The organism is Rubritalea sp., from assembly GCF_051252225.1.
GTDB lineage: Bacteria > Verrucomicrobiota > Verrucomicrobiia > Verrucomicrobiales > Akkermansiaceae > Rubritalea.
This window is the reverse complement of sequence record NZ_JBPOGE010000001.1, coordinates 481,970-496,183: the sequence shown is the minus strand read 5'-3', so window position 1 is coordinate 496,183 and position 14,214 is coordinate 481,970. Positions and strand designations below refer to the sequence as shown.

Genomic DNA, 14,214 nt, shown 5'->3' with positions numbered 1-14,214 from the left:
GCCTACCTCTAAACCTCTTTTTTTGAAGCTCTCATTTGGTCTTAAAACTAGTTAATCCACACTACTTTAAGATGAATCCCTCCCAATGACTATTCCTATCAGCGCCACAACTTATATGAGTATTATGAAAGCCTACGCTGCACCTCAGAAAGTGTGTGGCTTTGGAATCATATTACCATAGCGATGCGTGCACTCTGAAATCGATTGCTCTCGGAAATAATGAAGTAATTCTAGCCGACCGTTAAGCAGCACATCCCAATCACACAACTGAAGAGCCGCATCGTTTGCGGCACGGCGTAACTCTTCACCCGGCTCTAAAACCCGTAGACTAGAATAAATCCGATTATCCACTAAAAGGCGTTTTGCCAGCTTAAGCTCAGACTCCACTATCACCTTATAGCCGTCGACCTCTATTTCCCTCTCTGAAGAAACCTCTACTGCCACACGCGCGGTTTTAGCAGCGAGTAACACCACTGAAAATTCGCTTTGCGTCATTCCAGCTCTACGTACCAAAAGTCGCTTGAGTGGCACATAGCGAAAGTGATTCGACTCTCCGTGAAGCTTTGACGGATCATGCTCTACGGCAAATTCCTTAGCCATCCAAAATGCCTGGCTGCTGGCTGCGGCATCAAGTAATTCAGGTTGCTCGCATTCGGTTTGTAAAATGCCCAATAAGCACCAGACCTCAGACCTCGGTGTGGCAGCGTACCGAGGTAACTCCTGTTGTTCCCAACGTGCAAAAATCGAGACGTAGTTTGGACCACCCGCCTTTGCCCCAGGGCCGAAGCATGACTTCTTCCATCCGCCAAAAGGTTGCCTCCGCACAATCGCGCCAGTAATGGGACGATTAATGTATGCATTCCCCACCTCCACTTGCTCTCGCCAAATCGCTATTTCGCGATCATCTAAAGTATGGATTCCTCCAGTCAGACCAAAGTCAGAATCATTCTGAATCTGCATCGCGTCATCTAAGTCGTTCGCACGCACTAAGCCCAACACTGGACCAAAACATTCAGCCTTATGAAACCAACTCCCCTGCGTAACCCCCAGCTTTACCCCTGGTGTCCAGAGTCGTGGATTCCCCTCTAACATTTGAGGTTTAAGCAACCATTCCTCGCCTTCATCTAGAGAACTCAGAGCTCTTTCAAGATTACTCTCCGGCTCCACCATTAATGGAGTGATGACCGAAGAAAGGTCCCAAGACTGCCCGACAGCGAGACTCTTCACCGCGTCCTTAAGCTGACGCATAAAAGCGGGATTATCGTAAACATCTGCTTCTAAAATAGCTAACGACGAAGCTGAGCACTTCTGCCCAGAGTGCCCAAAAGATCCTTTCACTAAGTCTTTAATAGCCAAATCAGGGTCGGCGGCATTCGTAATGATCAACGAGTTCTTACCAGAGGTCTCCGCCAAAAGGCGCATATCAGGCTTCCACTGCTGGAACATTCTCCCCGTCTCATAGGCACCAGTGAGAACCACAGCGCCCACTCGTTCGCTAGCCACTAAACTACGTCCCACTTCTGTATCAGGACAGGGAACAAACTGAAGCACCTCTTTTGGCACTCCAGCCTGCCATAGCTGCTGAACCATTACCCAAGCGGTCAGCACCGCCTCAGGCGCAGGCTTCATGATCACCACATTGCCAGCCATCAGCGCAGCAAGAATTCCGCCACACGGAATAGCATAAGGAAAATTCCAAGGCGGAGTGATCACTACTGTTCCCAAAGGTTTCAAAGCGACACCATCGAGCATCCCATCCCAGCTAAGACTCTCAGCATAATAATTAGCAAAATCGATCGCTTCACTGATCTCAGCATCAGCTTCAGCCACTGCCTTCCCTGCTTCTTGAACCATCACTGCGATGGACTCTCCGCGATAGCGCTCTATCTCAACAGCCACATCTTTTAAAACTCTCGCACGCTCCTCTATCGTCCTACCCGACCATGATCGCAGCGCACTTTCAGCCACGTCTAGTGCATCTTTCACAAGATCAAGATCAGCCAATGAATATTGATACAACTGGGTATTCTTGGATGGGTCAAAACCCAGCCCCATGTCTTTTGTATGAATCAACTTCCCTCCTACTTGTAGAGGGATATTTTCAATAGTAACCCCCTTACGAGCTTCGACTTTATCAGTGATCCAATACGCATTTTTGCGCAAACTCCAGTCAGTATCAGGGGCATTACAAAATGGCGCTAAATAATCTGCTGCATACACCTCCATAGCGCGTACCTGCACCCGATTTGGGGAATCGGTCAGCGTATTAACAATCGCACACGCGTCAAAAAACATCTTCTTTTGCTTATTCCACTTAGGGCAACCAGGCTTCATGCCAAAAATATCATGAAGGAAATTCTCTTCATGCGTATTTTCATCCAGCCGACGAACGAGATAAGAAATGGCTGTGTGGAAATCTTCTTTTCTCACCACTGGAGCGTAACGCAACAGCCCACCAGCCAGCTCTTGGACAGCCCTAGCCTGATGGTTCGCCATCCCTTCTAACATCTCTAGCTCTACAAATTCCTCCACGCCTTCACGAGCTCGGATCAACAAAGCATAGGAGATCTCAAATAGGTTATGAGAAGCGATCCCTAGCTGCACATTCTTAGCATTTTCAGGAACACAACCATAGAGCACCATCCGCTTATAATTAGCATCCACTTCCAGCTTTGTTGAGTAAGGAGCCTGCGGCCAGTCATGTAGACTTGCCTCCACAGACTCCATCGCCAAGTTAGCACCCTTTACAATACGAATTTTGATAGGCGCCCCGCCAGCAGCGCTGCGCCTAGTTGCCCACTCAGTCAGTTCAATTTGATGCTTATAGGAATCTGGTAGGTAGGCCTGGAGCACAATGCCAGCTCGATGCATCTTAAATTCAGCTTCGTCTAACACCTGCATAAAAGCATCACAGGTTAGGCGGAGATCTCGGTACTCCTCCATGTCGAGATTCACAAACTTCGGCCGCAGCTCCCCCTTTTCATTCGTAAAAGCAAACTCACTAGCACAGCGATAAAGCCGGCGTATACGCTGTTTAATCAGCTCTAGAGTGTTCTTGTAGGCCACTAGGTTTATTTGAGAAAAAATCGAAGAAACCTTCACCGATATATACTCACAATCTGGACTAGCTAATCGATCCAGTACCTGCTGCACCCGGTGCTCAGCTTCCCCCTCCCCTAAAACAGCTTCGCCCAATTGATTAATATTCATGCGGGTCCCCTGCTTCTTGCGCTTCGCTAGGTGAGGTCTCAGTTCTGCGTCCTCACTAGGCAGGATGACCTGATCACTCTCCGATCGCATTTTTTTAGTCACAGCCGGCATCACCATTTCTGGAGCTAGCGCAGACGCAAAAGCCCCGACCTGCATCGCGACCCGCTCGTACACTGGCAAATAACTTGGCACACCATACTCTCTCACTAAATAGCGAAACTGATCAGCCGAGCGCGTGTGATTCAAAGGGCGAAATACTTGATCAGCCAAGGCTAGAGTCAGAGCCTTCCCAGCTGGATCCCCCATCATCCGCGACATCTTCCACGCCTGATACCGCTCGCTAATCTTTTGCTGCTGAGTCGCCCTATTGAGAATAACTTCCGCCAGTGTAACAGCTTTTTGAGCTAACTGCTCATCACTTACCCCTCGTAGCTGCGCCCCATCTAACAATGACTCAAATTTGCCCATAGATCTAACCTAGTACAGCATCGGCCATATGCCCAACTAAGTCTCAAATCTTTTCTAACAGACTCTATTGCCAGAAAAAAGACTAGTTCAGCAACAAACCACTAAGAAAAAATGGTCGGGACTACAGGATTATTGTCGCTCCGCTCCTGATCTGCTATCAGCAACATGCTCCTCCGCATGTTGAGGTAGGATCGCGTGATTCACGCTCAGGAGTCGAACTACGTTCTCATCCTTGCGGCATAAAAAAAGCCAGCCTCCATCGAGACTCGCATTTTTTAAAATGGTCGGGACTACAGGATTCGAACCTGCGACCTCCTCACCCCCAGCGAGGCGCGCTACCAAACTGCGCTAAGTCCCGGACACGCTGGCGAAGATAAGTAGCAATTCGGGGTTGGCAAGCCAGAAATTTACTGCATTTTCAAAGCATGCAGAAGATCAAAACAGCAGTAGTTGGAGCAAGTGGCTACACAGGGATGGAGCTACTTAGGCTTTTACTAATGCATCCAAATGCCGAACTGAGTTGCGTCACCTCTCGCCAGTATGCGGGTCAGCCGCTCGGTTCCATTTTTCCACGATTTTCCCAAATAGAAGGAAGTGACTTAAGCTTCACAGAACCAGACGCTGCCACCATTAAAGCGAGTGGCGCTGAAGTGGCATTTCTAGCTCTTCCTCATGGAGTTGCAGCTGAGTACGCTCTCGCCTTACTCGAACTAGGTGTTCGTGTCGTCGACCTCTCTGCTGACTTTCGTCTCAACGATCCAGCAGTGTATGAAGAGTTCTATGGTGCAGCTCACCCAGCTACAGAGCTCTTAAAAGAAGCCGTGTACGGCATGCCTGAGCTAAAAGGAAGGTCTGAGTCAATCGCTACAGCACGACTCGTAGCCTCCCCAGGATGCTACCCGACCAGCATTATTCTACCACTTGTCCCATTGCTCGAAAAAGGGCTCATCGATCCACAATCTATTGTCACTTGCTCTATGAGCGGTGTTAGTGGAGCTGGAAAAACAAGTAACACTCTCTTTTCATTTTGCGAAGCTAACGAAAGCGTACGCGCATACAGTGTGCCCAAGCACCGCCATCTCTCTGAGATAGAGCAAGAGCTTAGCATCGCTGCAGGGGAACAAGTCGCTATGTCATTCACGCCCCACCTAGTACCGACTCACAATGGAATTTGCACCACAACTAGCGCTGTGATCAAGGGCTCTGCCGATGAAGTGAGTGCTGCGTTAAATAACGCTTACGCAGACCAACCATTTGTTCGCTTACTCGGTGAAGGGCAGACTGCTGACACGAAAAATGTCACACGGACAAACTTCATTGATATTGGCTGGGCGGTTGACGAACGCACTGGAAGAGTTTTACTCTTTAGCTCTGAGGATAATCTAGGTAAAGGCGCTGCAGGACAAGCTGTGCAGAGCTTTAACTTGATGACTGGGCTTGCGCCAAAAGCGGGCCTACAGAACATCTAATTATCCGTAACGAACGAATCATTATGTCGACGACTCCTTTTCGCAAAATCCCTGGTGGGGTATGTGCCCCAAAGGGCTTTTTAGCCAATGCTGTCTCCGCTGGAATTAAAAATCCAGATACCGAGCGACTCGACCTTGCCCTCATTTATAGTGAGGTCCCGTGTGTCGCAGCAGGCACATTTACAACGAATCGAGTAAAAGCAGCGCCTGTCAGAGTGTCTCAAGCGCACCTAAGAGATCGAGACGTTCAAGCAATTGTTGCCAATAGCGGCAATGCGAATGCTTGTACTGGCGTTACAGGAATCCAAGATGCTAGAAAATCAGCGAAGACCGTGGCTAAGGCTCTAGGACTCCGCCAAAGCCAAGTCGCCGTATGCTCGACTGGAGTCATTGGTTTACCAATGCCGATGCTTCGCATTGAACCCAAACTTCCGGAACTCGTTTCTGGACTAGATCCCAAAAAAGGGACTGAAGTCGCTCAGGCTATAATGACTAGTGACACAACACACAAAGAGATTTCAATCTCGATGGATCTTGATGGTCACAAAGTCAAGATTGGAGCCTGCGCTAAAGGCGCAGGAATGATCTGCCCGAGCATGGCTACCATGCTTTGCTTTATCACGACTGATGCAAATATCGGTCGTACTAATCTAGACAAAGCAGTGCATGACGCTGTAGAAAATTCCTTTAACCGAATTACCATCGATGGTGATATGAGCACAAATGACTCCGTTGTTGTTCTAGCAAATGGTGAGAGTGGAATGCCTCGTATCCAGAGAAACTCAAAGAGCTATCGACTTTTTAGAGAGAGCCTAGAATTCATCATGCTCGAAATGGCAAAATCTCTGGTTAGGGACGGTGAGCGCGTCACTAAGTTTGTCACAGTTAAAGTCAATGGAGCTCGTACCTATAGCGATGCCAAAAAGGTAGCTGAAGCTGTAGCGAACTCCGCATTGGTCAAGAGTTCTTGGAACGGTAACGACCCTAACTGGGGACGAATCATTCACGCAGTTGGCTACTCACGCGCCATGATCCGTGAGGAACTTATTGATATCCACATAGGTTCAAAACCTGCTTGTATAGGCGGTTTAGAAGCTAAGACCCCTATGGATGAACTTAGGAAGACTGTAGGTAAAGATAAGTTCACTATCACAATCGACCTTCACTTAGGTGACGCGGAATACACGGTTTATACCAGTGACATGTCACCAGAGTACATAGATTTCAACCGCTCTGAATACGCCTACTGGAAACAAGCTCGTAAAGACGGCCTTACCAATCAATAAAGTCCCGATAGACTACTCAGTACCCACTCGTACATACCTTTATGCATCACGGCACTCCACTTACGCTCCTCATTTCCTCTACAGCAGCACTGAGCTTACTACTGTCCAGCTGTGGACACCAAGCTGGCGGCACGATCGAAGTACGTGAAACTGCTGGCTACCAACCCAATTTTGGACCATTCGATAGCAGTGGTAACTATGTGGATAAGTGGGCGGACAACCCACCTAAGAGGAAATATATTTCTCGAGGTAAAAAGAAAACCAAAGCTCCAGTTGTGACTCCAACTCCAGCACCTCAACAGTATGCCGCGGTTACGCCCCCACCTCCTCCGACTGTAAAACCCCCAACTAAGCCCAAAACGACACCGAAAGTAGCAGCAAAGCCCAAGGCTAAGCCTACTGTTACTCATACGGTGAAACGCGGAGACACGCTCTATGGCCTTTCTAGGAAATACGGCACATCTGTTAGCTCTATTCAAAAAGCTAACAATATGCGGGGGACGACTATCGGACTAGGTCAGCGCTTGACCATTCCACGATAAAATTAAGGAATCAGCTCCCTTCGTTCATACTGCTTCCACAGCGACGACAAAACTTAGCGTCAGGTAAATGCCCGTGGACACCACAGCCTGGGCAAGCATCTGAAGTTTTATCCGTCTCCTGAAGCTTCATCATCTCGCTAGTCACAATACCTGTCGGCACTGCAATCACAGCATAACCTGTCAAAATCATGATAGTTGTTAGGAAGCGTCCCAATTCAGTCTGCGCAGTAATATCCCCGTAGCCAACTGTCGTGATGGATACAATAGCATAGTAAACGCTCCGAGGGATGCTCGTAAACTGCGTATCAGCTTGGCGACCCTCGATGTAATACATCAATGTCCCAGCAATGACCGCCATTAAAAGAATTGCAAAAAAGAAGACCGTAATCTTCTCCTTTGACCTTACTAAGCCATGAAGGATCACCTCAGCTCCTTTGACATGGTTCACCATTTTTAAGATTCGGAACATCCGTAGTAGGCGCAAAGCTCGAACAACTCCGAAAGCGGAGGATGCCCCAAAAAACAAAACGACATACGCTGGCAGGCAAGAGAGTAAGTCAACAATACCATAAAAGCTCGTTATATACTTCAATGGCTGCCTGCTACACCAAATCCGCAGGAGGTACTCAATTGTAAATATCACAGTGAAAAACCACTCAAATGCCAGTAAAATTTTAGAGTATTGCGCATCAAGCCCTTTTACGGTCTCTAACATGACGACCAGAATACTCAGCCCGATACACCAGAGCAGCGCAACATCAAACGCCTTACCAGCAGGAGTTTCGGCTTCGAATATAATGAGTCGCGTACGCTCCCTAAAGCTCGCTTGCTGTTTTGATTCCACTGCTGACATTACCACAATTATCCACGTCTAACAATCTTACTGTCAATCCACATTGCAGACAAAAAACTGACATTACCAAGTATAAATTGTAATGAACCTTGACCTAACATGTGTTTGAATTCTAAAATCACATAATTAATGCCCTCCTCACACCTATTCCGCGCCCTTTTTTGTGGCACTCTACTTACATCTAGCAACATCGGCTACTCAGCCGGTTTTCAGCTCCAAGAACGCTCTGTATCTGGATTAGGTAGAGCATTCGCTGGTGAAGCAGCTATTGCAGAAGACGCATCAGCGATAGCCACAAATGCGGCAAATATGCTACTTCTAGAAAAATGGAGTATCTCGGCTGGAGCATCCTACATTTCACCAAACATAGAAGTCTCCGGGACATTTACCCCTACAGGCTCACCTCTCAGTCTTGACACATCAGATGATGGGCCTGCACCGGAGGCCGTAGTGCCATATCTATACATTTCTCACAAAGTCTCAGAAGACTGGGCTCTAGGTCTCGCGCTGCACTCTAGGTTTGGCTTAAGTACGGACTATGCCGAAAGCTTTCTAGCCACCTCTCAGGCGAATAAAAGTGAAATCACCACTATCTATATCAGCCCCAAAATTGCCTACAGGATCAACAGTAAATGGAGCCTTGGTGCTGGCTTTGATGCAATTCAAACTGAAGGCACACTCACTAACTCGATCAGCAGTGACTTAGCCTCGCCCGCTGCAGGAGCGGACATAGTTAATGTCGAAGGAGACGGCTGGTCTTACGGATTTAATATTGGGACACTCTACGAGTTGAATGAAAAAACGCGCATTGGCCTCTCCTATTATTCTAAAGTTGATTTATCTCTTGAAGGGTCTCTTACGACAGATCTCCTACCCTTTCCTGGAGGTAAAACTGATGCAAAGGTCGAACAAGAGGTGCCACAATCCATTGAGCTAAGTGGGTATCATGAACTTGATGATCAATGGACCCTACACAGCAGCTTCACATGGACAGACTGGAGCGTGTTCGAAGAACTCGTCATTGAAACAAATACACAAGACTTCCCAAAAGAAGAGAACTGGAAAGACACTTTTCGCATAGCACTTGGTGCGACGTACCAATGTAATGACAAGTGGACTTACCGTGTAGGATTAGCTTTTGATGAAAGCCCAGTGCAGAGCAAAGATTTCCGGACTCTACGCATCCCAGACTCAGACCGCTACTGGCTTAGTGTAGGCTCTAGTTATCAGGTAAATAACAACTACTCCATCGACATTGGTTATACCTACGTATTTGCCAACAGTGTCGAACTACATGAAACTGACGCTACAGGTACATTTAAAGGAAAGCTCAAAGGGAACGTTCACATACTGGGCCTAGCCTTCAATGGTAGTTTTTAGGGCAACTAGAAATCATTTTTCAGCTGATGGCTCAAATGCTTTTTTATCCTTGAGCCATTGTTCGTAGTAAGCGTCCTTAACCGCTTGTGATGGTTTAGGTTTGGAGCTAGGTAAATAGTCGGGACGCTCTCCCAAAGTAAGTACGGCATCACGTTCTTCACCATCTTCATACATTCCCAGATGCAACTGATCACCTTTGAATTTTTTGCTTACACGACTGATAAACAATGCTTCTGCGGTCATACCAGAATTGCGCAGCTCATGCTCGGTCATCCTCTTTCCTTCGAGCGATGAAATAACGTCTCCCGGTTTCAAACCAAGCTTCGTTGCTGCTGAGTCAGGAATCACGCGGTTTATTACCACCACTGGCACTTGTTTACCATCGATCGGCATCAGCAGTGAGCCTAGTTCAATTCCGATGAAGCCTGGCGGCCTACCAAAGTGATCAGACAAAACAATCTCACGCAGTATTTCATTCACTCGCATATTCACCTCAGGGCTCAAAGAGAGTTGCAAGTTCTCGTAGAGTAAAGGAATCGAGAGCGACTTATTATTGAGAGCCCATTCATTTAGCTCACCATAGGCTTTTTGACGTATCTCGTAACTATCTGCCCCCATTCTCTCAAGTAGCAGCTCCTGTTCGTTAGCATTACAAAACATCTGAGTACCAGCGATTAGCGCTAACACGATCAACTTTATTCTTTGATACATACTCACTCTCATAGAAATGAAATAAAAAGACCCATTCTTCAATCAGAATAGGTCTTAAGGTGGATCTGGGATTTTGGTTATCGAGTTTACTGTCCTAGGAAGTTCTTCTCAGGTACAGTAATCGTATCGCCTGGCTTAACTTTGTAGGTGCGGTGAACATCTTTTTTCAGATTATACAAGCTACGCTTACCATTACGTAGTAACTGAACTCGATTCATCGCTCCAAAAGCTGTAGAATCACCCGCTGAAGCTACGGCATCATAGATCGACATACCTTGATTATATTGCACAGGACCTGGACGCTTCACGTGACCCGCCACCGTCACATACTCATTATTCTTCTTCATCGTCTGCTCGAGCTCTAGATTATCCTTTGTCGTAATAATCGTTATTCGAGGATTCGCGTAAATCTTAGCTCCTTTGTAGGCAGCCTCAATACGGCGAGCCACATTAGAGCTCGAGCTGCCTGAGGCTTTGATTCCATCAGTTAGCATTGGCATATAGAGTAATCCCCCGTCGCTAACCACGTACTCACCATTAATCGCAGCTTGCTCAGATTGAGGCACACCTTTGATTGTGATGGTTACTTTTTCACCATTTGAGACGTAACTAGCCATCAGTATTGACTGCGTCAGTCCCAATAAAAGACAGAAGAGTATTAAGATTTTTTTCATAATATAAGGTAACAATAGATATAGGATTAGTAAAGACCCTCGGACTCCGAAGGTTTAGTCGACTTCCCCTTCTTACCTTTAGCAGCTGAGGCTTGTTCACTTGGAGAATAATAGGTGTAATAGCTAGTATAGTACTGATACTGACTATCACTACGCACATCCACATTGTTAAGCACAACCCCTAGGACTGTTCCGCCCACATTCTCAACAGCCTGCTTCACACGGATAAGCATATTTCGTGGTAACTTGCGGTGCTGAACGACAATCATTGTCAAATCGACTTCACTGGCTAGTACCGATGCGTCACTGACACCTAGTATAGGAGGCGAATCAATCAGAACCAGATCGAAGCGACCCTTCACATCTTGTATCAACTCAGACATACGACGGGAATTCAAAATACCTGCCGCATCTGCCGGAAGGACCCCTGAAGGCATGAAATATAAGTTCTCAGTAGCTGTCTGGAGAATAACGTCCTCTAAGAGCAAGTCCGTTGTTAGATAGTTAGTTAGTCCCACTGAATTTGCAATATCGAACATGGTATGTAGTCGAGGGCGACGAAGGTCAGCATCGATCATCAAAGTGGAATACCCTCCTTGAGCACAAATATATGCAAGATTTACCAGTGTGGTTGATTTCCCTTCACCGGCTCCCCCAGAGACTACGGTAATTGCATTGTCGTCAGGATTTTTACGGTTGAACTCAATGTTCGTCCGTAAAATACGATACGCTTCGGCATCGGGGCTAGAAGTACCCAGCTTATGAAGAACATCAATATCTTTTGGTATGACTGCGAGCACAGGCACATCTAGATAGCGCTCTACGTCTTCAAGTGATTTCACTGAAGTATCCATTAACTCTAACGCAAACGCAATACCCACCCCGAAAATCATACCAGCAACACTGCCCAACGCCATATTCAATATCCAATTGGGTGACACATAGTCAGCAACCTCAGGCTCTTCAGGGTAATCGTAAAACTCAATTGGGTCGATGGAGAGCCCTTCTTGAAGGTTCTCCATAACCTCACCAGTCTTCATTGTTTTCAAAGCATCCAGTTCATCTTCATACTCTTTCACATAGGTCTGAAATTTCGTGTAATCAGCTGCTGTTGCTCGAGCGTCATCCTGAGAACTCTCTGATGACTCTTTCAGGCGCTCAACCTTAGCCTGAGCCTCGTTAAGTAAGGTCTTAAGTAAGGATCTAATTTTAACCACTTTCGTATCGAGATCTTCACGAAGTATCTTAATACGAGCGTCTAATAATTTAATCTGAGGGTGGTTCGCACCGAGCCCCTGGGCCAACATCCCTGATCGTTCACGTTTTTCTTCCAGATATTGTTCCCAAGTACGTTGTACAATCCCACTCTCAGGGCGATTTAAACCAGCAACGTGTGAGATCAATGAATCATCATCAAGTCCTATGATGTTTTTGACCTGAAGCTCTAACTCGTCCCTTTCCTTGATGGCTTCATCATAAAGCTGTTCTTGCACTACAAGACCTCGTCTAACCGTATCAGTCGTTCCGCCACTGTTATTTCTATCGAAATAGATAATTCCTGTCTCTGTCGAAAACTGAAGTAGCCTGTTACGATAGTCCTCTACGATATCCTCTTGCTTTTGAATTTTCTTATCTAATTCATAGCGTGTTTGCTCACGCCGCTTAACCTCCTGGTTGGTACGAAGCTCACTATATGCTACCGCAACGGCCTCAGTAAGAGGCTTCACGTACTCACGGTTCTCTTTGGTCATGCGGAGTGCAATCTCAATCATATCAGTACCACGCTCTTGACGAGTACTGAGTCCATTTTTGAGAACTAAAGCGGCCTCATCTAGACTCACTCCCATTTTCTCTGGAAGCTGACAACGCTCTGCTGCTCTTTTTAAATTTTCCTCTGACTCAATTATTTTGAATTGAGTTCCAAAAAATTGACGCGTCATGAGTTGTGAGGACGCATTCCCCATAACTTGATTTTTCGAGCCTAAAGGGTTCACCAAGATGACCGTGCTAGCCTCGTACTTTTTAGGCATCACATAGGTAATTACAGCTGCGGTAAGGGCGACCAAAATGAACGTCAAAAGAATGATCCCATATCGGTTTTTTAATATTTGCCAATAATCGACAGCGTGGAGTGCTGCATCAGATGTATTCAATGAAGAGTTTTTTTGCATCGTGGGTATTCAACGTCAATTTGAGTAGATAGAACTACACTCTAGATCTTGGTAGATCAAAGAAAAAAGCCCTCTTTGCTAGAAGCGCAAAGAAGGCTAAATTTAAAGTCCAATCTGAATAGTTATGACACTATTAGAATGTGTAAGTTAGACCTGTTTGAACACGGTTACGATCGTAATTACGATTAAGTGCACCGGTCTCATCGTCAGAAGTTGTGTAGTTGTAATTAATATTACCACTGAGGTTGTGCATAATCTGATAGGTAGCACCAATATACATATTAAATGTATCCACAGTATCACTAGGTGGAGTACCTCCATAGTAGTGGTTATTGATGTAGTTCACACCACCAGTAAAGAAGAGGTCTGGAGAAAGGTAGTAATCACCAGCAATGTTTATACGAAATACCTGATTATTCTCAAAGCTATCACCTAGAACCAAGGAGGTTCCGTAATCATTGATCTCGTATGCTGTACTAGCACTCACCTGAAATGACTCATTCACTTTGTTGCGATACTCTATCTCAAAAGTCGGGTCTGTCTGACTATTAGCCCCTTCAAGCGTACGGTATTGCACACCTGCACGAGCAATCAATACAGAAGTCTCACTAAAGCGATGCTCAAAGCCTAACAATACTTTCTGGTTATCGCTATCTCGCCCATCGGTGACATCTGTAAAGCGGTAGCGGTAATCTAAAGTAGCAATGGTTTGCTGGCTTACAACATAACGAAATTGATTATACAGAACTAGATTCTGACGATCATTGCGCGAGTCATCTCCGTCGTAATTAAGAGTATCCCATTGGATACCAGTGTAGGTCCCCAGTCTTTCAGTCCACTTGTAGCCGACAGAGTTGTCTGTGGAAAAGAAGAAATATTCATCATTAGTACGATCATTTACTACTCCATAATTATAATCTGGCTCTAGACCGTAGAAAAGGTAGTTAGATGTCTCAAACCGAAGACGCTCACTCACGTGATGCGTGAAACTAAATGGCAAACGAATTGTGTAGTATGTATCCTCGGCGTTTGGGTCGTCGACATTATCGAAGTAGTATAGCATCCCAAGCAGAAGATTCACATCAACCACATTCTGAGGTGTGAAGTTCACATAGTTTGCGCCAACACCGAAACTAGTGTAAAGGGATTCATCACCTGAATTCGTTGTAGGAGTGATGTTATCATCCCAACCTAAGTTTACAAATGCTGAAAATTCCAATGGAATAGATTCAGATACACCATCGTTTGGAGATACTTCAAATACCCCCTGCGCTGATAGTGTTCCAGCTGTTAGAGCGAGTGCTGCTCCGATTTTTATCAATTTCATGTAGTATGTTGTTTAGAGTAAATTTCCATCTAGTCGCCCTATTTTGTCACTATCGTGACGTGTTTTTATGACGAATTGAGGCGCTGACAATCCTGTCGCAACTGCACAAGTTTCATTTGAAGC

10 protein-coding genes and 1 tRNA gene are annotated in these 14,214 nt (G+C 46.1%); 4 read left to right on the top strand and 7 right to left on the bottom strand.

Translation table 11 applies throughout. The features are described 5' to 3' along the window. Nucleotides 1-144: 144 nt before the first annotated feature. Together ACSHX2_RS02205 and ACSHX2_RS02200 are read right to left on the bottom strand one after the other, a co-directional pair. Complete coding sequence (locus ACSHX2_RS02205) at nucleotides 145-3,678, bottom strand: proline dehydrogenase family protein (RefSeq protein ID WP_435690134.1); 3,534 nt, start codon at nucleotides 3,676-3,678, stop codon at nucleotides 145-147. Between the two features lie 281 nt (nucleotides 3,679-3,959). Further along, nucleotides 3,960-4,036 (bottom strand) — tRNA-Pro (locus ACSHX2_RS02200). 67 nt (nucleotides 4,037-4,103) lie between these two features. Here ACSHX2_RS02200 and argC point away from each other — a divergent pair. From argC to ACSHX2_RS02185, 3 genes are read left to right on the top strand one after another with little or no spacing between them, the layout of a single operon-like run. Then, the gene (gene argC, locus ACSHX2_RS02195) at nucleotides 4,104-5,147 is read left to right on the top strand and encodes an N-acetyl-gamma-glutamyl-phosphate reductase (protein WP_435690132.1); all 1,044 of its coding nucleotides are present in this window, start codon (nucleotides 4,104-4,106) and stop codon (nucleotides 5,145-5,147) included. Nucleotides 5,148-5,170: 23 nt separating this feature from the next. Further along, nucleotides 5,171-6,433, top strand: coding sequence for a bifunctional glutamate N-acetyltransferase/amino-acid acetyltransferase ArgJ (gene argJ / locus ACSHX2_RS02190; RefSeq protein ID WP_435690130.1), 1,263 nt, complete (start codon nucleotides 5,171-5,173; stop codon nucleotides 6,431-6,433). A gap of 41 nt (nucleotides 6,434-6,474) precedes the next feature. After that, the gene (locus ACSHX2_RS02185) at nucleotides 6,475-6,975 is read left to right on the top strand and encodes a LysM peptidoglycan-binding domain-containing protein (protein ID WP_435690128.1); all 501 of its coding nucleotides are present in this window, start codon (nucleotides 6,475-6,477) and stop codon (nucleotides 6,973-6,975) included. A gap of 10 nt (nucleotides 6,976-6,985) precedes the next feature. On the opposite strand, the gene ACSHX2_RS02180 is transcribed toward ACSHX2_RS02185, so the two are convergent. Next, nucleotides 6,986-7,828 (bottom strand): ion transporter, encoded by an 843-nt coding sequence (locus ACSHX2_RS02180; protein ID WP_435690126.1) that lies wholly within the window; start codon nucleotides 7,826-7,828, stop codon nucleotides 6,986-6,988. A gap of 129 nt (nucleotides 7,829-7,957) precedes the next feature. Between ACSHX2_RS02180 and ACSHX2_RS02175 the strand changes: the two genes are divergently transcribed. Continuing rightward, nucleotides 7,958-9,208, top strand: coding sequence for an OmpP1/FadL family transporter (locus ACSHX2_RS02175; RefSeq protein WP_435690125.1), 1,251 nt, complete (start codon nucleotides 7,958-7,960; stop codon nucleotides 9,206-9,208). A 12-nt stretch (nucleotides 9,209-9,220) separates the two neighbouring features. On the opposite strand, the gene ACSHX2_RS02170 is transcribed toward ACSHX2_RS02175, so the two are convergent. From ACSHX2_RS02170 to ACSHX2_RS02155, 4 genes are all read right to left on the bottom strand, one after another. Continuing rightward, nucleotides 9,221-9,919, bottom strand: coding sequence for a PDZ domain-containing protein (locus ACSHX2_RS02170; protein ID WP_435690123.1), 699 nt, complete (start codon nucleotides 9,917-9,919; stop codon nucleotides 9,221-9,223). Between the two features lie 86 nt (nucleotides 9,920-10,005). Continuing rightward, entirely contained in the window at nucleotides 10,006-10,593 is a 588-nt protein-coding gene (locus ACSHX2_RS02165) for a polysaccharide biosynthesis/export family protein (RefSeq protein WP_435690121.1), read from the bottom strand. Nucleotides 10,594-10,619: 26 nt separating this feature from the next. Next, on the bottom strand, nucleotides 10,620-12,764 hold the full coding sequence (locus ACSHX2_RS02160) for a GumC family protein (protein ID WP_435690119.1): 2,145 nt from the start codon (nucleotides 12,762-12,764) through the stop codon (nucleotides 10,620-10,622). Nucleotides 12,765-12,897: 133 nt separating this feature from the next. Next, a complete protein-coding gene (locus ACSHX2_RS02155; protein ID WP_435690117.1) occupies nucleotides 12,898-14,091 on the bottom strand; it encodes a hypothetical protein in 1,194 nt (397 codons plus the stop codon). Between the last annotated feature and the right edge of the window lie 123 nt (nucleotides 14,092-14,214).